This is a genomic window from Cupriavidus sp. FW305-F7 (assembly GCF_058782875.1).
In genome coordinates, this window is the sequence record NZ_JBYSYC010000002.1 from 238,496 (window position 1) to 261,912 (window position 23,417).

The window sequence follows — 23,417 nt, forward strand, 5'->3', positions numbered from 1 at the left end:
GACCCCCGGCGATTTGATAAAATGCAAGGCATGGCGAAGCCCGAAGCACCTATCAATCTGACCAATCAGTTCCTGATTGCCATGCCTGGCATGGCCGATCCGACTTTTTCGGGTTCCGTCGTCTATATCTGCGAACACAATGATCGTGGCGCGCTCGGGCTGGTGATCAACCGGCCCATCGACATCGACATGGCCACGCTGTTCGACAAGATCGACCTCAAGCTTGAAATCCAGCCAGTCGCGCACCAGCCGGTCTACTTCGGCGGCCCGGTGCAGACCGAGCGCGGCTTCGTGCTGCACGACCCGGTGGGCGTCTATGTCTCGTCGCTGGCCGTGCCCGGCGGGCTGGAAATGACCACCTCCAAGGACGTGCTGGAGGCTGTGGCCAACGGCAGCGGCCCGCACCGCTTCCTGCTGACGCTGGGTTACTCCGGCTGGGGTGCCGGCCAGCTGGAGGAAGAGCTCAGCCGCAACGGCTGGCTGACGGTCCAGGCCGACCCCGAAATCATCTTCAGCGTGCCGCCCGACGAGCGCTTCGCCGCCGCCATCCGGCTGCTGGGCATCGACTTCACCATGCTGTCGGGCGAGGCCGGGCATGCCTGATGCCGTGGGGCGTGAACTGCCCCGCGACGGCACGGTCCTGGCATTCGACTACGGCGAAAAAAAAATCGGCGTCGCGCTGGGCAACTTCATCACGCGCGAGGCGCGTGCGCTGACCATCCTCCCCAATATCACCGTGGAAGGCCGCTTTGAGGCCGTGGCGGCGCTCATCCAGGAGTGGAACCCGGTGCAGCTGATCGTCGGCATGCCGGTCAACCCTGAAGGGGGCGAGCAGCCCTCGATGAAGCTGGCGCGGCGTTTCGGCAACCAGCTCAATGGCCGCTTCGGCCTGCCGGTGGAGTGGGTGGACGAGCGCTATACGTCGCGCGCCGCGTCGATGGCCGGGGCCCGCCGCGGCGAGCTTGATGCCGAGGCCGCCCGCATCATCCTGCAACAGTATTTCGACCAATTCCCGCTATGACGCAGATTCCCGTTCCCGACGCCGAGTCGCTGTACCGCAAGCTGCTGGACCAGGCCCAGGCGTTGATCCCCGAGGCCGAGCGCGCGCGCTGGTCGGTGGCCGGCATCTACTCAGGCGGCGCATGGATCGCCGCGCGGCTGGCTGCCGACCTGAAGCTGCCCGAGCATGGCGTGATCAACGTTGCCTTCCATCGCGACGACTATGCCAAGAAGGGCCTGCACAGCCAGGCCCAGCCGACCACGCTGCCGTTTTCGGTGGATGACCGCAATGTCCTGCTGATCGATGATGTGCTGGCCACGGGCCGCACCATCCGTGCCGCCGTCAACGAGCTGTTCGACTACGGCCGTCCCGCGCGCGTGGCGCTGGGCGTGCTGGTCGACCGCGGCGGGCGCCAGCTGCCCATTGCCGCCGACCTGACTGCCGCCGAGATGGCGCTGCCGCCCGGCACCACGCTGGTGCTTTCGCGCCAGGGCGAGGGCGCCGGCGCGCAATTCGCCTTTGCGACCGAACCTACCGATTCCGCCACCGGCTGAACCGGCCCGAATGCCCCAGGCGCGCAGTGCGCGCCTGACCCCCAGCTCCGAGACCAGACCACCCCCGTTTTTTGCCCGCGCCCGACCAGCCATGACCAAGACGTTCCGCAACCCGCAGCTCACCAAGAACGGCGAACTGAAGCACCTGCTGTCGATCGAGGGGTTGTCGCGTGACATGATCACGCACATCCTCGACACCGCCAGCCAGTTCGTATCGCTGTCCGACTCAGACCGCGATGTCAAGAAGGTGCCGCTGCTGCGCGGCAAGAGCGTGTTCAACCTGTTCTTCGAGAACTCCACCCGCACCCGCACCACCTTCGAGATCGCCGCCAAGCGGCTGTCGGCGGACGTGCTGAACCTGAACATCAACGCCTCGTCGACCAGCAAGGGCGAGTCGCTGCTGGACACCATCAACAACCTGTCGGCGATGTCCGCCGACATGTTCGTGGTGCGCCATGCCAGCTCGGGTGCACCTTACCTGATAGCTGAGCACGTCGCGCCGCACGTGCACGTGATCAACGCCGGCGACGGCCGCCACGCGCATCCGACGCAAGGCCTGCTGGACATGTACACGATCCGGCACTTCAAGAAGGACTTCACCAACCTGACGGTGGCCATCGTCGGCGACATCCTGCACTCGCGCGTGGCACGCTCCGACATCCACGCGCTGACCACGCTGGGAGTGCCCGAAGTGCGCGCGATTGGCCCGCGCACGCTGCTGCCGTCGGGACTGGAGCAGATGGGTGTGCGCGTCTTCCACAACATGGAAGAGGGCCTGAAGGGCGTGGACGTGGTCATCATGCTGCGGCTGCAGAACGAGCGCATGAGCGGCGCGCTGCTGCCGTCGGCGCAGGAATACTTCAAGGCCTACGGCCTCACGCCGGAGCGCCTGGCACTGGCCAATCGCGACGCCATCGTGATGCACCCGGGCCCCATGAACCGCGGCGTCGAGATCGACTCCGCCGTGGCCGACGGCCCGCAGTCCGTGATCCTGAACCAGGTGACCTTCGGCATCGCCGTGCGCATGGCGGTGATGGGCATCGTGGCGGGAAATAGCGACGAATGACGCGGTCGAGCGACACGAGCCAGAACACACTGAACCAGCCAAGCGACACGACAAGCCAAGCTATGAAGATTCACATCAAGGGCGGCCGCCTGATCGATCCGGCCAGCAACACCGACGCCGCGCAGGACCTCTACATCGCCGCCGGCAAGATCGTCGGCGTGGGCAGCGCCCCGGCGGACTTCACCGCCAACAAGACCATCGACGCCAGCGGCCTGATCGTGTGCCCTGGCCTGGTCGACCTCTCCGCGCGCCTGCGCGAGCCCGGCTACGAATACAAGGCCACGCTCGAATCCGAAGTGGCCGCCGCCACCGCCGGCGGCGTGACCAGCCTGGTCTGCCCGCCCGATACCGATCCGGTGCTCGATGAGCCCGGCCTGGTGGAAATGCTGAAATTCCGCGCCCGCACCCTGAACCAGACCCACGTGTACCCGCTGGGCGCGCTCACGCTGGGCCTCAAGGGCGAGACCCTGACCGAGATGAACCAGCTGACCGAGGCCGGCTGCGTCGGCTTCAGCCAGGCCGAGGCCCCGGTGCATAACACCCAGGTGCTGCTGCGCGCGCTGCAATACGCACAGACCTTCGGCTTCACCGTCTGGCTGCGCCCGGAAGACCCCTTCCTTGGCGGCGGCGTGGCCGCCAGCGGCGCGGTGGCGTCGCGCCTGGGCCTGTCCGGCGTGTCAGTGATCGCCGAAACCGTGCGCCTGCACACCATCTTCGAACTGATGCGCAGCACCGGCGCGCGCGTGCACCTGTGCCGCCTGTCGTCCGCGGCCGGGCTGGAGCTGGTGCGCCAGGCCAAGCGCGAAGGCCTGGCCGTGACCTGCGACGTCAATATCCACCACGTCGCGCTGACCGACATGGATATCGGCTACTTCAATTCTCAGATGCGCTTCTCGCCGCCGCTGCGCAGCCCGCGCGACCGCGACGCCATCGTCGCCGCGCTGGCCGACGGCACCATCGACGCCCTGTGCTCCGATCACACCCCGGTCGACGACGACGAGAAGCTGCTGCCGTTCGCCGAGGCATCGCCAGGCGCAACCGGCCTGGAACTGCTACTGCCGCTGACCCTGCGCTGGGCCGCCGAGCACAAGGTCCCGCTGGCACAGGCACTGGCCCGCATCACAGCCGAACCCGCCCGCGTGATCGGCCTCAAGGCCGGCACCCTGGCCGTAGGCAGCGCCGCCGATGTGTGCGTGTTCGATCCCAAGCAAGTCTGGAAGGTCGACCGCCGCTCCATCAAGAGCCAGGGCAAGAACTCGCCGTGGCTCGGCTACGAGATGGAAGGCAAGGTCCGCATGACCCTGGTCGGCGGGCAAGTCGTCTACGGAAACCACGCCCACGCATGATCTGGCTGCGCAAGACCGCGCTGGTGCTGCACCTGCTGCGCGGGCTGGTGACCTGCGCCTTGCTGTTCCCGTGGCTGGGTGTGCGCACGCGCGAGTGGCATATCCGCCGCTGGTCGCGGCGGTTGCTGCGGATTTGCGGGGTGGAGGTCGAGGTGGTGGACGCCACCGGCGCAGCGTCGCACGGCGCCGGCCGCCAGGGCGCGATGGTGGTTTCCAACCACATTTCGTGGCTGGATATCTACGTCATCCACAGCTGGCAGCCGGTGCGTTTCGTCGCCAAGTCAGAGATACGCGACTGGCCGCTGATCGGCTGGCTGTGCGGCAAGACGGGAACGATCTTCATCGAACGGGCGCGTAAACGCGATGCCCACCGCGTGCTGCACGACATCACCGACGTGATGCTGCAGGGCGACCTCGTCGGCGTGTTCCCCGAAGGCACCACGACCGACGGCACCGAGGTGCTGACGTTCCACGCCAACCTGATGCAGGCGCCGATTTCTGGCGGGTTACCGGTGCAGCCCCTGGGGCTGAACTACCTCGATGCCGCTTCGGGTCAACCGACGCTTGCCGCCGCCTACATCGGCGAGACCACACTGCTGCAGTCGTTGGAAGCGGTCTTGCGCGCACCCAGGATCAAGGCCAGATTGGTAATCGGGCCTGCGCTGGTGCCGGCCTCCGGAGACCGCCGCGAGCTTGCGAACTCCGCCAGGGAGGTGGTCGCCCACCTCAGCCAGGGCGCGCCGGAACACGCTGCCGCCGCGGCCCGACGGCTGAATCACCCCGTCGAGCCCGGCGGCGTACCGCAGCCAAGCTCCGCTGCCATCAGCTAGCCGTCCTGTCGTCCCCGCCAACGCGGGATTGCCAGTCAGGCCAGCGGGTCACAATATTGCGGGCAATCAACCTGAACGACGGTCCGTTCGGCAGGAACCTGTGCCAACCGGGCCGCCGTCAGCTTGCCACCCCAGACGCAGCCCGTATCCAGCGCCATCAGGTTCGGCCGCATGACCAGGCCCAGCGTCGACCAATGGCCGCATACCACCGTCACATCCCCGGTACGCCGCCCCGGCACGTCGAACCACGGCATGAACCCGTCCGGCGCCTTGCCCAGGCCTTCCTTGGTCTTGAAGTCCATCACGCCATCGACAGTGCAGTAGCGCAGCCGGGTGAGGGCATTGACCACTACCCGGTGGCGATCAATGCCGCGCAGGCCGTCGTGCCAGCGGTCAGAGGCGTTGCCGAAGATGTCGGCGAGGAAGGCTTGCCAGTTGGGGCCTTGGAGTTGGTTTTCGACTTCGTGGGCTAGGTCGATGACTTGTGCTGCCGTCCATTGGGGGAGGACGCCGGCGTGGACCAGGAGGAAGTTGTTTTCCAGCAGGGCGAGGGGGCGGTGGCGGAGCCAGGTGAGTAGGTCCTCACAATCGGGGGCGGTGAGGATGTCGTCCAGGGTGTCAGATTTGCCCTTCTTGCGCACGCCTGCGGCGACGGCAAGGAGGTGGATGTCGTGGTTGCCGAGGACGGTTTCAGTGCGGCTGCCCATGGCACGGATGGTGCGGAGGGTTTGGAGGGAGGCTGGGCCGCGGTTGACCAGGTCGCCGACGAAGCGGAGGGAGGTGTCCGTGGGCAATTGGTCCAGCAGGGCGATCAAGGAGGCGGCGCAGCCTTGGAGATCGCCGACGGCATGGGGTGTCGAAAAATGCACTTTAACGTTGACCATCAAGAGAAGGAAAAACTATTTCGCTTCTATTTGTAGTTTTGTGACCGATATACCGTGGCATGGTTACATGAGGCTACAAAAAGAGGGGGAGGGGATGTAGGTTAGGGCATTCCGTCGGATAGAATACCGCCACTTCTGCAGGCACTTAACGCCCCGCCGTCCAGGAAGAGGACAAGGTGGGCGCTCGGCTTTTGTCGGGCCATCGAAACATATCGAGGCAAGGAGCAGTTTTGTCGCATATTTTGGTCACAGGGGGCGCTGGGTTTATTGGCGCAAATTTCGTTCTGGCTTGGTTGAGCGACAAGTCCGCCGACGGCATTGTCAATGTCGACAAACTGACGTATGCAGGCAACCGCAAAACGCTGGCAGCGGTGGAAGGCGATAGCCGCTACGTCTTCTCCCATACCGATATTTGTGACCAACCGGCTCTCGACGCACTCTTTGCTGCTTACAAGCCTCGCGCCGTCGTACATTTCGCCGCGGAAAGCCACGTCGATCGCTCGATCCACGGCCCTGCTGAGTTCATTCAAACGAATATTGTCGGGACTTTCAGGCTACTCGAAGCGGCTCGCGCATATTGGGGTGTCTTGAGCGAGACAGACAAAGCCGCGTTCCGCTTCCTCCATGTTTCCACCGATGAAGTTTTTGGCTCGCTTGGGCCGGCCGATCCCCAGTTTTCGGAATCCACCCCATACGCTCCCAACAGCCCCTACTCAGCATCAAAGGCCGCCTCGGACCATCTGATTCGCTCCTATCACCATACCTACGGGCTGCCGGTCCTGACGACGAACTGTTCGAACAACTACGGACCCTACCATTTTCCCGAGAAGCTGATCCCGCTCATGATTGCCAACGCCTTGGGCGGCAAGGACTTGCCGATCTACGGTGATGGTCTCAATGTGCGTGATTGGCTGTACGTTGGGGACCATTGTTCGGCGATCCGCGAAGTGTTGGCACGAGGACGTGCAGGCGAGACCTATAACGTTGGCGGTTGGAACGAAAAGACCAATCTCGAAGTCGTGCACACGCTGTGTGACCTGCTTGACGAATTGCATCCCAAAGCCGCCGGTTCGTACCGTGACCAGATCACCTTTGTGAAAGACCGACCCGGCCACGACCGCCGCTATGCTATTGATGCACGCAAGCTTGAGCGTGAACTCGGCTGGAAGCCAGCAGAGACTTTCGAAACTGGGCTGCGCAAGACCGTGCAGTGGTACCTTAGCAACCAGGCGTGGGTGCAGGATGTGATCTCCGGTGACTACCGGAATTGGGTGGCGAAGCAATATGCAGCATAAGGCGTCACGCATTCCCACCGTCCTCGTAACAGGAAGCAATGGTCAGGTTGGGTTCGAACTCCGTCGCAGCTTGATGCCGCTCGGGCGGGTGGTGGCGCTTGATCGCAAGGGCTGTGATCTGGCCAACATCGATGTCCTTCGTGATGTGGTGCGCAGTGTCCGTCCTGACGTGATCGTCAACCCTGCCGCCTATACGGCGGTGGACGAGGCGGAGACCGAGACTGAGCTAGCTTTCGCCATCAATGGCACCGCTCCCGGCGTGCTGGCTGAAGAGGCGCGCGCGCTGGGCAGCCTGCTCGTGCACTATTCGACGGACTATGTGTTTGCCGGCACCGGCGATAAGCCCTACGTCGAAAGCGACGCGGTAGGGCCCCTTTCGGTCTACGGCAAGAGCAAACTGGCCGGCGAGCAGGCCATCGCGGCAGCGGGGGGAGCCGCCATCGTCTTGCGGACCTGCTGGGTCGCGGGTGCGCATGGCGGCAATTTCGCCAAGACGATGCTCAAGCTGGGCCGTGAACGCGACAGCCTGCGCGTGATCGCGGACCAGTTCGGCGCGCCGACCACGGCTTCTCTGATTGCCGACGTGACCGCGCATATCATCGACCGTGCTTGGCTGCATGGCGATCGGATGGAGTTTCCGGGTGGCGTCTACCATCTGGCCGCAGCGGGCGAGGCATCGTGGCATGGGTATGCCACGGAAGTCCTGCGCTATGCGGCTAGCAAGGGCGTCGAGCTCAAGGTCGATCCAGAGGCCATCGAGCCCATTCCCGCCACGGCCTACCCACTAGCTGCGCCGCGGCCGTCCAACTCGCGGTTGAGCACGCGCAAGCTGCGCGAGACCTTTGATATCAATCTGCCGGCGTGGCAGCAGGGCATGCACTACCTGCTGGACCAGCTGCTTCCCTGAACGACAATATGCGCAAAGGCATCATTCTGGCCGGAGGATCCGGCACGCGGCTATATCCGATTACGCGGTCGGTGTCGAAGCAGCTCATGCCCGTCTACGACAAGCCGATGATCTACTACCCCCTTTCGACGCTGATGCTGGCGGGGATTCGGGACATCCTGGTGATCTCTACGCCGGAAGACATTACGCGTTTTTCAGACATGCTGGGCGACGGCCGCAACTGGGGCATCAATTTGCAGTACGCGGTCCAGCCCTCGCCGGATGGGCTGGCTCAGGCGTTCATCATCGGACGCGAGTTCATCGGTAACGATCCCTCGACACTGATCCTGGGAGACAACATCTTCCACGGCCACGATCTTGTTGCACAACTTGCTCGCACGGCCACTGTCGAGGACGGCGCCACGGTATTCGCATACCATGTGCACGATCCCGAACGTTACGGGGTTGTCGAGTTCAATGACCAGTTCCGCGCGATCTCCCTTGAGGAAAAGCCTGCGAGACCGCGCTCGAACTACGCCGTGACAGGGCTCTATTTCTACGACAAACAGGTGTGCGATATCGCTTCCGCAGTCCGTCCGTCTCCTCGCGGCGAGCTTGAGATTACAGACGTCAACAAGCGATATCTGGAAATGGGCAAGTTGAATGTCGAGATCATGGGTCGAGGCTATGCGTGGCTCGATACTGGCACGCACGATTCGCTTCTGGAGGCTGCGACCTTCATCGCCACCCTGCAGAACCGACAGGGCTTGATGGTGGCCTGTCCGGAAGAAATCGCATACAGGAACAAGTGGATTGGTGCGGAGCAGGTCGCTGCGCTGGCGCGTCCGTTGTCGAAGAGCGGTTATGGCAAGTACCTCATGCAAGTCATTTCAGAGTCTGTCAAATGAACCTGACCGTAACCCAAACGGCATTGCCTGAGGTGCTCATTCTAGAACCGAGAGTATTCGGAGACGATCGCGGCTTCTTCTTCGAAAGCTTCAATTCACGCGTCTTCGAGCAGGCTACCGGCGTGAAGCGGGAATTCGTGCAGGACAACCATTCGCGATCTGTGCGGAATGTGTTGCGCGGTTTGCACTATCAGATCCAGCACCCGCAGGGTAAGCTCGTGAGGGCATTGCGGGGAGAGATCTTCGACGTAGCCGTTGACTTGCGCCGTTCATCGCCGAATTTCGGCAAATGGGTCGGCGTTTTTCTTTCCTCGGATAACAAGCGGCAGTTATGGGTGCCAGAGGGCTTCGCGCACGGTTTCCTCGTCGTCTCGGAAGAGGCAGAGGTTCTATATAAAGCGACCGACTACTGGTATCCCGAACACGAACGGGCGGTGGTATGGAATGACGCCAAGATCGGTATCTCGTGGCCGTTGTCCGAGACACCCGTGCTAGCGTCTAAGGACGCTTTGGCAGAGTCGCTGTTGCACGCTGAGCTTCCGCTTTGACTCATGGTGCGAACATGAATATACGGAATGATTCTCCGCCCCGTCATCGCCCTTCACCGTTGGAGTGAATTGCATGGCAGCGCGTGAAAAGATCCTTTTTTGCGGGAACTCGGCATGGGCCATGTACCAATTTCGCCGTGGTGTCATGGAAGCTTTGATTGCGGATGGCTATGAAGTGCACGTTGTCGCACCAGCGGACGGCAATTCTTCTGCCTTGGAGGGACTTGGTTGTATTTTTCACGCTGTACCCATGTCACCGCAAGGCCATAATCCTCTGGAAGATTTGCGGCTTGTCCTGGTGCTGAGTGCCCTGTACCGGCGCGTCGGTCCCAAAGTGATCTTTCATTACACGATCAAGCCCAATATTTACGGATCGGTCGCTGCGTGGCTGGCCGGGGCGGAGTCCATTGCGATCACTACCGGACTGGGCTATGTGTTTCTTAATGTCGGTCTGGTGTCACGGGTTAGTAAACTCCTGTATCGGATAGCGTTCCGATTCCCGCAGGCGGTCTGGTTTCTCAATCATGAAGACCGGGGCGCGTTCGTTTCCAGGAAGCTTGTGGACTCATCGAAGTGCGTCGTGTTGCCAGGGGAGGGCATAGACCTGACCTATTTCCGGCAGCTTTCGGATATCACGCCCGAGCCATCGGAGTGTTTCACTTTTCTGCTGATTGCACGAATGTTGTGGGACAAGGGTATCGGCGAGTACGTCGATGCAGCTCGACAACTCGGGGGGCGATATAGAAATGTGCGTTTCCTTCTGCTTGGGCCGGGCGGTTCCGCGAATCCTAGCGCCATTCCCATCGAACAGATTTACCGTTGGCAAGAGGATGGGGTAGTTGAATATCTGGGCGAAGCGGCAGATGTGCGGCCCGCCATAGCAGCCGCAGACTGCATTGTGTTGCCATCCTATCGTGAGGGTGTACCCCGTGTTCTGCTCGAGGCCGCAGCCATGGAGCGGCCGGTGATAGCGACCGATGTTCCCGGTTGCAAGGACATCGTTGATCACGGCGTAAATGGTTACCTGTGTGCGGAACGCAATGCGGATGACCTGACATCAAAAATGGAAGCGATGTTCCAGCTAGGCGCGTCGGCACGACGAGAGATGGGGCGTGCCGGCCGAGCAAAGGTGCAGCGCGAGTTCGATGAGAAGAAGGTGGTGGCCCATTACCGTAGTGTGATTCAGGCATTTGCCTGAGTCGGGCGAGCTGGTGGAGGAAGCCCTGCGGCTGACGGAAGTGCAGACACGGATGATGGGTGTTGGTGGAATTGGCGCGCAAATCGATGGGACTGCGAATGTTAAAATCGATGCTATCCATCGTTATTCGGCAAGATTTTTGATTTATATACGGACTTGGTGATTTCCATGACGTTTATTCCCGTTATTCTGTCGGGTGGGGCTGGGACAAGGCTATGGCCGGTGTCTCGGGAGTTCCATCCCAAGCCGTTCATTCGTCTGCCAGATTCACAGAGTCTGTTGCAGAAGGCGTTTCTGCGTGCGGCTGCACTGCCCGATGTTGCCGAAATCCTTACGGTCACAAACAGGGAGTTGTTCTTCAAGACGGAAGATGAGTATCGTGAGATTAACCACTCCCGGATGGCCACATCTTTCATTCTCGAGCCGTTCGGGCGTAATACATCGGCGGCTGTTGTAGCTGCTGCGCTGCATGTATCAAGGACTTACGGTAACGACGCGACCTTGCTGATTCTGGCAGCGGATCACCTGATATCCGATCATGCGGCCTTCGCGGACGCTGTGGGCAAGGCAAGGGACTTGGCTGAGAAGGGCTATCTCGTTACGCTGGGGATTCGTCCGGATGCGCCCGAAACGGGGTACGGGTACATTGAGGCGAGCGGCACGCAAGTCAATCGTTTTGTCGAGAAGCCGTCGGCACAAAAGGCTGCCGAATATCTTGCAGCGGGCAACTACCTTTGGAACTCGGGGATTTTCTGTTTTAGGGCAGGCACTGTTCTATCACAGTTCGAAGAGCATGCTGGCAATATTCTCAATGCTGTGAAGGCGTGCTTCGACGAGTCACGAGTTGTGACGGCCGATGGCTTTTCCCAGACCGATCTCGAGGCAAGTCGGTTCGAAGGAGTGCCGAGTATCTCGATCGACTATGCTCTGATGGAGAAGTCCAATCAGCTTGCCGTTGTGCCTTGTGACATCGGTTGGAGTGATGTGGGCTCCTGGAATGCTATCGGTGCGCTTGCCGGGGCCGATGGCAGTGGCAACTGTATTGAGGGTGAGGCACTGTTGCACGATAGCAAGAATTGCTACGTACGCGGTGAGGATCGCATGGTTGGTTTGGTGGGTGTCAGCGATCTCGTCGTGATCGATACGGCCGATGCGCTTCTCGTTGCTCACAAGGAGCGAACCCAGGAGGTCAAGGAGATTGTTCGCCAACTAAGCGAGCGCGGGCACGAATCCAGCAAGATCCACCGAATGGTACATAGGCCTTGGGGCACATATACCATCCTGGGCGGCGGCGAGCGATTCAAGATCAAACGCATCGAGGTCAAGCCGGGCGCATCGTTGTCGCTGCAGATGCATTACCACCGCAGCGAACACTGGATCGTGGTCAACGGCATGGCCAAGGTGATCAACGGCGAAACGGAAACGCTGGTGAACACCAATGAATCGACATATATCCCGGCCGGAAATCGCCACCGGCTGGAAAACCCCGGAAAGCTGCCTTTGGTCATGATCGAGGTGCAGTGCGGGGACTATCTCGCGGAAGACGATATCGTCCGCTTTGAAGACACTTACGGCCGGGTTTAAGAAAGGACACGTGGCATCTATGAGCAAAGTCGCACTCATTACGGGCATCACTGGACAAGATGGTGCTTATTTGGCCGAATTTTTGCTTGCCAAGGGCTACCAGGTCCATGGAATCAAACGCAGAACTTCGCTCTTCAACACCGATCGCATCGATCACCTCTTCCATGATCCGCATTCGGGCGGCCCTAACTTGGAACTGCACCATGGGGATCTGACGGACTCGAGCAGCTTGCTGCGGATCATCGCCAAGGTTCAACCGACGGAAATCTACAATCTGGCGGCCCAAAGCCATGTTCAAGTGTCGTTCGAAGAGCCCGAGTACACCGCAAATTCCGACGGCATCGGCGCTCTGCGCTTGCTGGAGGCGATTCGGATTCTCGGTCTTGAAAAAACCGCGCGCTTCTATCAGGCATCGACATCCGAACTGTACGGCTTGGTGCAAGAAGTGCCGCAAAAAGAAACGACGCCTTTCTACCCGCGCAGTCCTTATGCCGTAGCAAAGCTCTATGCATACTGGATCACGGTTAACTACCGTGAATCGTATGGGCTCTATGCTTGCAACGGGATCCTCTTCAACCATGAGAGTCCGATCCGCGGGGAGACGTTTGTTACTCGCAAGATCACCCGCGGTCTTGCGCGCATTGCGCTCGGCATGCAGGATTGCTTGTACCTCGGCAATATGAATGCTCTGCGCGACTGGGGCCATGCACGCGATTACGTGACGATGCAATGGCTCATGCTGCAGCAGGAGCAGCCCGAGGATTTCGTTATTGCCACAGGCGAACAGCACAGTGTCCGGGAGTTTGTTGATCTTTCTGCGCGCGAGCTTGGTATCTCCCTGCGATGGCAAGGTGAAGGTGTCGATGAGGTGGCTATCGTGGACAAGGTCGAAAACGAAGAATACGCCAGTCACTTGGCTCTGGGAGCCACGATCGTACGGGTGGATCCACGATATTTCCGTCCTGCTGAAGTGGAAACGCTGCTTGGCGATGCGACCAAGGCGCGCGAAAAGCTTGGCTGGACGCCGGAGACGTCTTTTGCCGAGCTTGTGGCGGAAATGGCCCAGGCCGATGCGGCGCTTGCCGCCCGTGAGAAGGCCGTACTAGGTCGCGGGTTGAAGGTCTTCCGACCGGACCTTGGGGAGAAGTAATCGTGCCTCAGGGTCCCATTCTTGTCACAGGTGGAACTGGCATGGTCGGGCGAAACCTCCTCGATTTGGCCAAGCTCCGTAATGTCGATATCGTGGCGCCGTCCAGTCGGGAATTGGATCTGCGCAATTTCGATGCAGTACGCGACGTCCTGCGTGACCTTCGGCCGTCGTGTATTGTGCACGCGGCTGGCCGGGTTGGCGGAATCCAGGCAAATATTCGTGAGCCGGTAGCGTTTCTAGTGGAGAACTGGGACATGGGCAAGAACCTGCTCATGGCCGCTCGCGATGCCGGGGTTGCACGTGTGCTTAATCTTGGCAGCTCTTGCATGTATCCACGGAACAGTCCCAATGCACTGCGCGAAGAGGAAGTTCTGACAGGACAGCTCGAGCCGACCAACGAAGGGTATGCGCTGGCGAAATGTGCAGTGGCGCGCTTGTGCGATTACATCAGCAGGGAAAGCCAGGAGTGCCAGTACAAGACGCTGATTCCATGCAACTTGTACGGCAAGTACGACAAGTTTGATCCGCAGCATTCGCATCTGGTGCCAGCCATCATTCACAAACTGCACGAGGCGAAGTCTTCGGGCCGCGACGCAGTGGACATCTGGGGCGATGGGACCGCTCGGCGAGAGTTTCTGTATGCGGGCGATCTGGCGGATGCCATCTTCACCTTTATCGATCGCTTCGACAGCCTTCCAGGATTGCTGAATATCGGACTGGGTCGGGACTACGAAGTCAATGAGTACTACCAGGCTGCGGCAGAAGTGGTTGGCTATATGGGACGCTTCGAGCATGACTTGTCGAAGCCGGTTGGCATGAGCCGGAAGCTGGTTGACACCAGTCGGGCCAGCCAGTTGGGCTGGGCTGCCCGGACGTCGCTGGTTGAAGGGTTGCGTGCTACATATGACTATTATTTGAATCACTTGGGGTAATGGATGCCGTACTCGCTTGCTAGTACTACGTGGGGCCAGGAAGAGGTCGATGCGATGCAACGCGTCATCGAGTCGGGCATGTTTACGATGGGTAAGCATGTTGCCGAGTTTGAGCGGGTGTTTGCCGAAAGCGTCGGCAGCCGCTATAGCGTAATGGTGAACTCCGGGTCCTCCGCCAACCTCGTGATGGTCGGCGCGCTGCTATTCCGGAAAAGCAATCCGCTGCAGGCTGGCGATGAAGTCATCGTGCCGGCAGTGTCGTGGAGTACGACCTACCATCCGCTGCAGCAGTATGGATTGCGAGTCCGCTTCGTCGATATTGACCGCGAGACGCTTAACTATGACCTCGATGCGCTAGCCGGCGCGATCACTCCGCAAACGCGAGCGATCATGGTCGTCAACCTGCTGGGCAATCCGAACGACTTCACCCGCATCCGCCAGATCGTCGGCGATCGCAATATAGACGTCATTGAAGACAATTGTGAGTCGCTGGGGGCAACGTTCGAAGGGCGCCAAACCGGGACGTTCGGACTGATGGGTACTTACTCATCGTTCTTCAGTCATCACATCTCGACCATGGAAGGTGGCGTGGTCGTGACCGACGACGAAGAGCTGTATCACATCCTCTTGGCACTGCGCGCCCATGGCTGGACGCGCAACCTGCCCAAGCACAATCATGTTTGTGGAACCAAGAGTGATAATCCGTTCGAGGAATCGTTCCGGTTCGTGCTGCCTGGGTACAACGTGCGTCCGCTGGAACTGAGCGGTGCAATCGGCATTCCTCAGATGCGCAAGCTGCCTGGCATGGTGGAACAGCGTCGCCGAAATGCATCGAAGTTCCAGGCGCTGATGTCACGCGTGCGGCACTTGCGCACTCAGCGCGAAATTGGCAGCAGCAGCTGGTTCGGCTTCAGCCTGATTGTCGAACCCGATGCGCCGTTCACACGCGCCGACCTGATCGCCGCGTTTGCGAAGCACCAAATCGATGTGCGTCCTATCGTTGCCGGCAATTTCGCTAAGAATGAAGTGCTGAAGTGGTATGACTATTCCATTCACGGTAGCCTAACCAACGCGGAAGAGATCGATGTCTCGGGTTGCTTTATCGGGAATCACCACTATCCGCTGGATGACGAATTCAAACTTCTCGAGCAAGCCCTGGCCGAACTGCCAGGCGCAATAGTGTGATGCAGAAAGCCCTGAACGTCCCCGAGCGCAAGGTGTCGGCGGAGTCGAAGCCGGAGATCCTGATCACGCCGCAACCGGATTCAAGCCACTACTGGCGCGACCTATGGCGTTTTCGTGAGCTGCTGATGCTGCTCGTGTGGCGGGACGTGCTGGTGCGATACAAGCAGACCGCGATGGGAATGAGCTGGGCCGTCCTTCGCCCGCTCACGACCATGCTCGTCTTCACGCTTGTCTTCGGCAAGCTTGCCAAGTTGCCGTCGAACGACGCACCGTATGCGTTGCTGGTGTTTGCGGGAATGCTGCCATGGCAGTTCTTCTCGGCGACCTTCTCTGATGCAGGCAACAGTGTTGTGGGCAATGGCCATATCATCTCGAAGGTGTATTTCCCACGGCTGATCGTGCCGCTCAGTGCACTGTTCGTTGGAGTTGTCGATTTCGTCATCGCTGGCCTCGTGTATCTGGGCCTGTCGATGTTCTACCTCCATATGCCGAGCTGGCAGGTCATTTTTTTGCCACTCTTCGTTATCTTGCTGTGCTCGTTCGTACTGGCATGCAGCCTCTGGGTGGCGGCGCTCAACGTCTCGTACCGGGATTTTCGCTTTCTGGTTCCGGTTGCCATTCAGTTGGGTGCCTATCTGTCGCCTGTCGGCTTTGCAAGCTCGATCGTTCCAGAGAAGTGGCGGCTGCTTTATTCGCTAAATCCGATGGTAGGCATCATCGACGGATTCCGCTGGTGCCTGCTAGGCGGGCAGAATCCTTTGCACTGGGACGCCCTCGCAATTTCCGTCGGCATCACGATCGTGCTTCTCATCCCGGGAATCCGGTTCTTCCGGCGTACTGAAAGCGGCTTCGCCGATCTGATGTAAATCATGAGCAAAGCAATTGTTGTAGAAAATCTTTCGAAGAGCTATTTGCTCAAGCATCGCACCGCGCAGGCCCAGGCGTCGACGCAGAAATCGTTGCGCGATGCGATCGGATCCGGGCTGGGTACAATGCTGCGTGGTGGCCGCAAGCGTAACGCTGCGGCCGGCGTTGAAGTCGAGACAGAAGAAGTTTTCTGGGCATTGCGCGACATTAACTTCGAGGTGGAAGAGGGCGAACGCGTTGCCATCATCGGTAGGAACGGCGCCGGCAAATCCACGCTGTTGAAGATTCTTTCGCGTGTGGTCAGTCCGACGTCCGGCAGTGTGCGGATTCGCGGCCGGTTGAGCAGTCTGCTCGAAGTTGGTACGGGTTTCCATCCGGAGTTGACCGGGCGCGAGAACGTCTTTCTCAATGGCGCGCTTCTGGGCATGAGCCAGGCCGAAGTGCGTCGCAAGTTCGATGAGATTATCGACTTCGCGGAGATTGAGCGATTCCTCGACACACCCGTCAAGCGCTATTCCAGCGGCATGTACGTGCGCCTCGCTTTTGCAGTATCGGCATTTCTGGAACCGGACATTATTGTTCTGGACGAAGTGCTGGCCGTTGGCGACGCTGCATTCCAGAAGAAGTGTCAGGCCAAGATGCGCCAGTTGGCGGCAGAAGGGCGTACCGTGCTATTCGTCAGCCACAGCATGGGGGCGGTCAAAGAGATGTGCGACACTGCGCTGATCCTTGAGGGGGGCCGCGTGAACAACGGGAAGGTGTCTGTCGATGAAGCTGTGCTGTCCTACATGCGGCGATCTGTGAATACCGAATGCGCGAACCTGCCGTTCCACACAGAGGATGTCGATTGCCTGAATGTCCTGATCCTTCAGGACGAAGTGCCGGTCACTGCCTGTGATGGCAGCAAGCCAATTGATGTGCAGATTGAGTTCCGTGTGCATCGGCCTCTTCAGGCGTTTCGGATGGGGTTCTATCTCAAGACGGTGCTTGGCGAAATGATTGCGCGTTCGCTCGCCGCAGACTGGAATCCGGACATGGAAACCGTCCTGCCCGGCGATTATGTCCTGCATGCGCGATTGCCCGCCGATTTCCTGGTAGCGGGCAGCTATGTCGTGGAAATCCACTCCAGCCAGTTTGGCGTCTGCGATTATTTTGACAACATGCTCTCCTTCCCAATCACTGTTCGCCGTTCGTCGGGGTATAACGTGCAGCATGCCGCCGAACAGCCGTTCGGTTATGTGCATCTAAATCCGGGTTGGCGATTGGAATCCTTGTCTCTCGCATGATCGACGTCAAACTGTCAACGTGCGCACCTGCCTGGCCGTGGATGCGTCAGTTCCCAGGCCACTTGCCGACTTGGGGGCCCTTCCGATTTCACATCGACAGTAATATTTCGAACTGCGACGCCTGGGTGGTGTTCGAATCGCTCGCCGCACGAGAGCAAGTCAAGTGCCCGCACGAACGAACCATATTCGTGACGGGCGAACCGGACTCCCTTGGCCACTATGATGCCGGTTTTCTGTCGCAGTTCCACACTGTCGTCAGCGGGCGCCGTGACATTGATCATCCCCGCATCTTCAGGATGCAACAGGCACATCCCTGGTTCGTCGAACGATCCATGGACGAGTTGCTTGCAATGGCGCCGGTGGCAAAGCAGGAAGAGATCTGCGTCATCTCGTCGGACAAGGCGTTCAGCGAAGGCCATCGGAAGCGGCTGGATTTCGTTCAGGCGTTGTCCGGGGCATTGGGAGACCGCCTGCATGTGTTTGGGCGCGGCATTCGTAGTTTCGACGCGAAGTGGGATCTGCTGTCCCGCTACCGATATGCGGTGGTGTTGGAGAACCACGAAAGCGATGATTTCCTGACCGAAAAGCTCCCCGATGCGTGGCTCGCGTGGTGCTATCCGTTCTATGCAGGCTGTACGAATGTCGGACGTTATCACGCGGACGATGCATGGACGCGGATCGCGATGGAAGAACCACAACGCGCTGCTCGGACTATTGCCGGTTGTCTCGATGACCCGAAGCATTACCCTTCGCACCTCGAGGCCATTGCGCGCGCACGGACGCAGTATCTGTGGAATACGCAGTTCTTTCCAAATCTCGCTATCGTGCTGCAGCACCTGATTGCCACTACGTCGCAGAGCGAGCGTGTGCAGAAGACCATTATCCCGATGAACGAGATGGTGGAGCGCGCGGCCAGGGAAGCAACAGAAATCGCCAACACCGCGGCACGTGGCGATTCGACATCGCCGCAGCAATTGCCAGAAATCAAGAACGGAAAGTCTGTGAACAAGCTATTGGTACGGGCTCTCAGGTCCGCGGGCTACCGCCTGCAATATGCAGCCGATGCGATGGATCCACCTCCGCCGCCACCCCCGCCGCCACCGCCACCGCCACCCCCGCCGCCGCCTTCGTTGAAGGAGATGTCCTACCGGAAATGGGTGGCGGCCGATGGCGACCGTACTCTGCGCGTCGATTACCCATTGACGTCCCAATCGATCGTGTTCGATGTCGGTGGGTTCGAAGGACAATGGGCGAGCGACATCTACGCACGGTATCGCTGCCACATTCACATTTTCGAACCGGTACCATCGTATGTGGAGCAGATCGCGCGTCGTTTCGAGCAGAACGACGCGATCCGTCTCCATCCTGTGGGCCTTGGTGGTTGTGCGGGCACGTTCCAGATCTCGATTGCCGGTGATGCATCGTCCATGCAGTTGCAGGGCGAAGACTTAGTGGAAATCGGCGTCGTCACGCCCGAGCAGGTGTTTTCAGCCGAGGATGTTTCGCAAGTTGACTTGATGAAGGTGAATATCGAGGGCGCCGAGTACGACCTGCTCGATCACCTGATCGACACGGGCCTGATACGGAAAATCCGCCGACTTCAGGTGCAGTTTCACGATTTCGTGCCTGACGCCGAAGCACGGATGGCGGCGATCCAGCAGCGGCTTGCTGTAACGCATCGCGTGACATATCAATTCCCTTTCATTTGGGAAAACTGGGTAAGCAAGGAGTTGGAGGAATGATCGTCACGCGAGTGATCGGTGGTCTTGGAAACCAGATGTTCCAGTACGCGGCGGGCCGCGCACTGGCGCGGCGGCTTGGGGTGCCGTTGAAGATCGACAGCAGTGGCTTTGCCGACTATCCCTTGCACAACTACGGGCTGCACCATTTTGCATTGAAGGCCGTGCAGGCTGGAGACCGCGAGATACCCAGCGGGCGCGCTGAGAATCGGTGGGCCAAGGCATTGCGACGCTTTGGCCTGGGTACCGAATTGCACGTGTTTCGCGAACGCGGATTCGCTGTGGATCCTGAGGTCATGAAGCTGCCTGACGGTACGTACCTGGACGGGTACTGGCAAAGTGAGAGCTATTTCGCGGAAATGGCACAGGAATTGCGCCGCGATTTTCAGATTATCACCCCGCCCACTTCGGAAAATGCCGAATGGCTGGCACGTATCGGCGGTGACGAGGGAGCAGTTTCCATTCACGTCCGCCGTGGTGACTATGTGACCAGTGCATCGGCCAATGCCGTGCATGGAACATGTTCCCTAGACTACTATATGCGGGCTGCCAGGTATGTAGCGGAAAACGTGGGTGTGAAACCGACGTTCTATGTTTTCTCCGACGACCCGGACTGGGTTGCGGGGAACCTTCATCTCGGACACGAGACGCGGTATATCCGCCACAACGACTCCGCCCGGAACTATGAGGATTTGCGGCTGATGTCAGCCTGCCGTCACAACATCATCGCGAACAGCACTTTCAGCTGGTGGGGAGCGTGGCTGAATGCATCAGAGAGGAAGGTAGTGATTGCGCCAGCGCAGTGGTTTCGCGATGAGAAGTTCGATACGAGAGATCTGCTGCCGCCGACGTGGACAAGGCTCTGAAACGGACTCGATCGGACTCGAAAGAACGCATCGGCAATGAGATGTATCGTTGCAGTGAAATTAATCTTTAGAGATCAATCAATAAACAGTGACGCGTCACCAGTGGATATGACGGTGTTCACTGACATGGCGGAAATTGAATGAAAGGCGAGCCTTTGATCAGCGTCGTAATGCCAGCGTACAACGCGCAGCAGCATCTGGCCGAGGCTATGCAAAGCGTGCTGGCCCAGACCTATGAGAACTTCGAGGTCATACTCATTGACGACGGTTCATCGGATAATACGCTTGAGATTGCGCGGTCATTTGCGGATCCTCGCATCAGGATCGTGGAGAATGAATCGAACCTTGGTCTCGTCAACACGCTCAACAAGGCCTTGGGTTTCTGTAAAGGCGACTATATCGCGCGCATGGATGCCGATGACATCTGTATGCCGGACCGCTTCAGACTGCAGGTGGAGTTTCTGCAGCAGCATGCCGACGTTGGTGTCGTAGGCGGTGCCATCCGCTTCTTCGACAGTATCGCGACGCCTTATACATTCCAGTTTCCGCCATCGCACGATGATATTCGTGTCGCGTTGATGTTCTATTGCCCGTTGGCACACCCGGCACTGATGTTTCGCCGCTCTGTTTACGATGAGCGCAAGCTGGTTTACACCGACGAATTTCCGCACGCGGAAGACTATTGGTTGTGGAGCCGCTTTACCCAGGAAGTGCGTAGCGCCAATTTGCCGGACCTGTTGCTGCACTACCGGTTGCACAAGAAGCAGGTCAGCACGAGCGAATCCAATCACCAGTATCTGGCGTCGCGTAAGGTGCGAGGCTGGATGTTCGCTCAGGCAGGTGTTGAGCTCGACGAGCGGGATTCTGAACTGCATGAAAGTCTGATCCTCGAACGATACGCTGCGACGCCCGAGTACCTCAATGACATTGCGCATTGGTTCGCCAAACTTGAGGCCGCCAACGTGGCGTCGGGTTTCTGGGACGGGCGGGCGTTGCACGATCTTCTAAAAGAGCGATTCCGCAAGGTACTGACAGAGACAGGTCTCCAATCGTATCGCCGATCGGCGGTGGTGGAGGCGCAACCATATCTGCCTCCGCCGTCGGCGGATCTGGCAAGGACGATGCGAGGCTCGGCCAGTGGATTGCAGCGGAGATGCCGCAATGCCATCAAGCGGTTGTTGAAGTGGGGGAATTGAAGATGCCAGTTCCGCAAGAGAATCGACTTGCAGGGCAGGAGATGGCAACGCTAGTGGTGCGGAGCGTTGGAGGTCGTCATCGCGAAATCGCGCGCGCGCTCGAAAGCGTTGGGCGCTCGAGCTATCGTCCGCTGGAGGTCGTATTGGTGTACCAAGGCACCGACGAGGGATATCTCGAATACCTCCGCGGCCTCGGCACCTTGGTGCCCAGTATCGAATACCGTGTGGCGCACAATTCGACCAATGAAGACCAGCGCGCTAGAAATCTCAATATTGGCATCGCTGTGGCGAAGGGTCGCTACGTCGGCTTCCTGGACGACGATGATGCATTGGAGCCGGATCACTTGGAGCGCCTTGTAACGGTCCTGCAAGACACTGGCCGCACATGGGCCTATGCTCAAACGGTATTGAAGAAGGAGAATGAGCAGTTCGAGGTCATTCAGGAAACCACTCCCTTCGTGCGCAAGAGCTTTTCCCTGAAGGCGTTGTGGACAGAGAACTTCATCCCGATCCATAGCTTTCTGATTGACCGCACGCGACTGCACGACGAACTGCGAGAAGGGCCTTTCAATGAAGCGTTGACGCGTTCCGAGGACTGGGACTTCCTTATCCGGCTGGGCTTCTATCATGAGCCAGCCGTGATCGAGGCGTTCACCTGCAGCTACTACGTAAGCACCGCGCCGCGTAATAGTAATCTGTCGTTGACGCGCCCCAAAACACAAACCGAACAGGACTTGCAGAACAAGCGCATGTGGGACCGCTCAAAGGAAATTGTCGAAGGCACCAAGGAAGGACTCCTCAGTCGCTTCTATTGGGCGCGTGACTATTTTGTGACGGCAGTGGCCCCGCTTGCCGCGCCCTCGGCGGAAGCGCCGCGTGCAACAAAGAGCCGTCTGTACCGTCGGGTCGTGCTCGGCATTATCCGCAGGTTGGAAAGAACGGTCTGATGGACACCATGCGTAACGTTATCAAGGTAAGGGCCAGGCAAGACGCTCGTATGTGCCCAGTGGGTCCGACGAGATGGTCATGGATGCGTGGATCATGCGTGACCGATATTATCAGAGGGGTCTATGCCTAAAGTTTCCATCTGTATTCCGGCCTATCGGCAAGTGGCCTTTCTGCGCCAGACGCTGCAGTCGGTAATGGATCAGCGTTTTACTGATTATGAAGTGATCGTTACCGACGATTCGCCCGACGATTCCGTGGAAGCATTGCTTTCCGAATTCGATTTCGGCGGGCGCTTGCGGTATGTGCGAAATGCCAAGCAGCTGGGTTCACCGGAGAACTGGAACGCCGCGTTGCGTCTCGCTTCGGGCGACTACCTGAAGATCCTCCATCATGACGACAATTTTACGGATGCGGATGCGCTGGGCGATTTCGTGCGGCTACTCGATGACCATCCCGATGCTGGATTTGCGTTCTGTGCGACGCTGATCATTGATGTCGCAACGGGTCATCAGCGTGTTCATCGAGCCACCGAGAGCCAGATGCAGGCGCTCCGTGCAATGCCGGAGGTGCTGTTCGCAGGCAATTTCGTCGGTGCGCCGAGTACCACGATCTATCGTCGCGCCTTCTCGCTCGAATACGATATACGGATGAAATGGCTGGTGGACCTGGATTTCTATATCCGTATCCTCCAGAGCGGTGCGCCATTTGCCTTTAGCGCCAGGCCGCTGATTTGCACGCCGACGAACGCGGCGCATCAGGTCACGGAGGTATGCCGGGACAGCGGGCAAATCGAGCTTTACGAGTATTCGATCCTTTTCGAAAAGATCGCGCACAAAGTAGCCGAAGAGCCAGAGATCTGGGAGCAATGGTACCGGCTGTTCGAGAAGTACCGCATACGCTCGCGTCGTGGATTCCTGAAGTACGGGGTGGCGCAACCCGAGCCTGCCGTGTATTTCGACAAGCTTATCGCGAGCTATCGCCGTAAGCGACTCCTCACGTTGCAAGGTCTCGCGCGCATCTTCTTTGCGATTTATCCGAAGGTTCCGGCTCCCCTTCGCGTGCCAATACGCTGGACCAAGAACGGGGTACTTTTTGTACTGGGTCGACAACGCAAACTCCCGCCCGCAGGTGAGTAAGGCGGCGACAAGT

The 23,417-nt window shown here is 59.3% G+C and carries 24 protein-coding genes; 23 read left to right on the forward strand and 1 reads right to left on the reverse strand.

What is annotated here, in order from left to right; all coding sequences use genetic code 11:
• Positions 1-30 precede the first annotated feature (30 nt).
• From AC3WL8_RS02860 to AC3WL8_RS02885, 6 genes are all read left to right on the forward strand, one after another.
• Positions 31-603: a YqgE/AlgH family protein gene (locus tag AC3WL8_RS02860; protein WP_035816620.1), complete on the forward strand. Its 573-nt coding sequence runs from the start codon at positions 31-33 to the stop codon at positions 601-603.
• Positions 596-1,021: a Holliday junction resolvase RuvX gene (ruvX, locus tag AC3WL8_RS02865; protein WP_010813827.1), complete on the forward strand. Its 426-nt coding sequence runs from the start codon at positions 596-598 to the stop codon at positions 1,019-1,021. The genes AC3WL8_RS02860 and ruvX overlap by 8 nt, the downstream gene beginning before the upstream one ends.
• Entirely contained in the window at positions 1,018-1,554 is a 537-nt protein-coding gene (gene pyrR, locus AC3WL8_RS02870; RefSeq protein WP_492377838.1) for a bifunctional pyr operon transcriptional regulator/uracil phosphoribosyltransferase PyrR, read from the forward strand. The genes ruvX and pyrR overlap by 4 nt, the downstream gene beginning before the upstream one ends.
• A 91-nt stretch (positions 1,555-1,645) precedes the next feature.
• Complete coding sequence (locus AC3WL8_RS02875; RefSeq protein ID WP_013957750.1) at positions 1,646-2,620, forward strand: aspartate carbamoyltransferase catalytic subunit; 975 nt, start codon at positions 1,646-1,648, stop codon at positions 2,618-2,620.
• A 62-nt stretch (positions 2,621-2,682) separates the two neighbouring features.
• The gene (locus tag AC3WL8_RS02880; protein ID WP_492377839.1) at positions 2,683-3,966 is read left to right on the forward strand and encodes a dihydroorotase; all 1,284 of its coding nucleotides are present in this window, start codon (positions 2,683-2,685) and stop codon (positions 3,964-3,966) included.
• Positions 3,963-4,796: a lysophospholipid acyltransferase family protein gene (locus tag AC3WL8_RS02885; protein WP_492377840.1), complete on the forward strand. Its 834-nt coding sequence runs from the start codon at positions 3,963-3,965 to the stop codon at positions 4,794-4,796. The genes AC3WL8_RS02880 and AC3WL8_RS02885 overlap by 4 nt, the downstream gene beginning before the upstream one ends.
• A 35-nt stretch (positions 4,797-4,831) precedes the next feature.
• Here the strand turns inward: AC3WL8_RS02885 and AC3WL8_RS02890 are convergent, their stop codons facing one another.
• The gene (locus AC3WL8_RS02890) at positions 4,832-5,680 is read right to left on the reverse strand and encodes a symmetrical bis(5'-nucleosyl)-tetraphosphatase (RefSeq protein WP_492377905.1); all 849 of its coding nucleotides are present in this window, start codon (positions 5,678-5,680) and stop codon (positions 4,832-4,834) included.
• 230 nt (positions 5,681-5,910) lie between these two features.
• Here AC3WL8_RS02890 and rfbB point away from each other — a divergent pair, with 230 nt between their 5' ends.
• The 17 genes from rfbB to AC3WL8_RS02975 all read left to right on the forward strand — a co-directional run bounded on the left by rfbB (position 5,911) and on the right by AC3WL8_RS02975 (position 23,404).
• Positions 5,911-6,975 (forward strand): dTDP-glucose 4,6-dehydratase, encoded by a 1,065-nt coding sequence (gene rfbB / locus AC3WL8_RS02895; RefSeq protein ID WP_492377841.1) that lies wholly within the window; start codon positions 5,911-5,913, stop codon positions 6,973-6,975.
• The gene (rfbD, locus tag AC3WL8_RS02900) at positions 6,965-7,882 is read left to right on the forward strand and encodes a dTDP-4-dehydrorhamnose reductase (RefSeq protein ID WP_492377842.1); all 918 of its coding nucleotides are present in this window, start codon (positions 6,965-6,967) and stop codon (positions 7,880-7,882) included. The genes rfbB and rfbD overlap by 11 nt, the downstream gene beginning before the upstream one ends.
• A gap of 8 nt (positions 7,883-7,890) precedes the next feature.
• Complete coding sequence (gene rfbA, locus AC3WL8_RS02905) at positions 7,891-8,769, forward strand: glucose-1-phosphate thymidylyltransferase RfbA (RefSeq protein WP_492377843.1); 879 nt, start codon at positions 7,891-7,893, stop codon at positions 8,767-8,769.
• Positions 8,766-9,317 carry a dTDP-4-dehydrorhamnose 3,5-epimerase gene (gene rfbC, locus AC3WL8_RS02910; protein ID WP_492377844.1) on the forward strand — a complete coding sequence of 184 codons (552 nt, stop codon included), beginning with the start codon at positions 8,766-8,768 and terminating at the stop codon, positions 9,315-9,317. The genes rfbA and rfbC overlap by 4 nt, the downstream gene beginning before the upstream one ends.
• A gap of 73 nt (positions 9,318-9,390) precedes the next feature.
• Entirely contained in the window at positions 9,391-10,515 is a 1,125-nt protein-coding gene (locus AC3WL8_RS02915; protein ID WP_492377845.1) for a glycosyltransferase family 4 protein, read from the forward strand.
• 13 nt (positions 10,516-10,528) lie between these two features.
• Positions 10,529-10,678, forward strand: coding sequence for a hypothetical protein (locus tag AC3WL8_RS02920; RefSeq protein ID WP_492377846.1), 150 nt, complete (start codon positions 10,529-10,531; stop codon positions 10,676-10,678).
• Between the two features lie 5 nt (positions 10,679-10,683).
• Positions 10,684-12,099: a mannose-1-phosphate guanylyltransferase/mannose-6-phosphate isomerase gene (locus tag AC3WL8_RS02925; protein WP_492377847.1), complete on the forward strand. Its 1,416-nt coding sequence runs from the start codon at positions 10,684-10,686 to the stop codon at positions 12,097-12,099.
• Between the two features lie 19 nt (positions 12,100-12,118).
• A complete protein-coding gene (gene gmd, locus AC3WL8_RS02930) occupies positions 12,119-13,249 on the forward strand; it encodes a GDP-mannose 4,6-dehydratase (protein ID WP_492377848.1) in 1,131 nt (376 codons plus the stop codon).
• A 2-nt stretch (positions 13,250-13,251) separates the two neighbouring features.
• Positions 13,252-14,181, forward strand: a complete 930-nt coding sequence (locus AC3WL8_RS02935; RefSeq protein WP_492377849.1) for a GDP-L-fucose synthase family protein — start codon at positions 13,252-13,254, stop codon at positions 14,179-14,181.
• Positions 14,182-14,184: 3 nt separating this feature from the next.
• On the forward strand, positions 14,185-15,366 hold the full coding sequence (locus AC3WL8_RS02940) for a DegT/DnrJ/EryC1/StrS family aminotransferase (RefSeq protein ID WP_492377850.1): 1,182 nt from the start codon (positions 14,185-14,187) through the stop codon (positions 15,364-15,366).
• Entirely contained in the window at positions 15,366-16,232 is an 867-nt protein-coding gene (locus tag AC3WL8_RS02945; protein ID WP_492377851.1) for an ABC transporter permease, read from the forward strand. Before AC3WL8_RS02940 ends, AC3WL8_RS02945 begins: the two co-directional genes overlap by 1 nt.
• A 3-nt stretch (positions 16,233-16,235) precedes the next feature.
• On the forward strand, positions 16,236-17,519 hold the full coding sequence (locus tag AC3WL8_RS02950) for an ABC transporter ATP-binding protein (protein WP_492377852.1): 1,284 nt from the start codon (positions 16,236-16,238) through the stop codon (positions 17,517-17,519).
• Positions 17,516-19,261, forward strand: a complete 1,746-nt coding sequence (locus AC3WL8_RS02955) for an FkbM family methyltransferase (RefSeq protein WP_492377853.1) — start codon at positions 17,516-17,518, stop codon at positions 19,259-19,261. The genes AC3WL8_RS02950 and AC3WL8_RS02955 overlap by 4 nt, the downstream gene beginning before the upstream one ends.
• Positions 19,258-20,124 (forward strand): alpha-1,2-fucosyltransferase, encoded by an 867-nt coding sequence (locus AC3WL8_RS02960; RefSeq protein WP_492377854.1) that lies wholly within the window; start codon positions 19,258-19,260, stop codon positions 20,122-20,124. The genes AC3WL8_RS02955 and AC3WL8_RS02960 overlap by 4 nt, the downstream gene beginning before the upstream one ends.
• A 140-nt stretch (positions 20,125-20,264) precedes the next feature.
• A complete protein-coding gene (locus AC3WL8_RS02965) occupies positions 20,265-21,320 on the forward strand; it encodes a glycosyltransferase family 2 protein (RefSeq protein WP_492377855.1) in 1,056 nt (351 codons plus the stop codon).
• A 2-nt stretch (positions 21,321-21,322) separates the two neighbouring features.
• Complete coding sequence (locus AC3WL8_RS02970; protein WP_492377856.1) at positions 21,323-22,267, forward strand: glycosyltransferase family 2 protein; 945 nt, start codon at positions 21,323-21,325, stop codon at positions 22,265-22,267.
• Positions 22,268-22,390: 123 nt separating this feature from the next.
• On the forward strand, positions 22,391-23,404 hold the full coding sequence (locus tag AC3WL8_RS02975) for a glycosyltransferase family 2 protein (protein WP_492377857.1): 1,014 nt from the start codon (positions 22,391-22,393) through the stop codon (positions 23,402-23,404).
• Positions 23,405-23,417 lie beyond the last annotated feature (13 nt).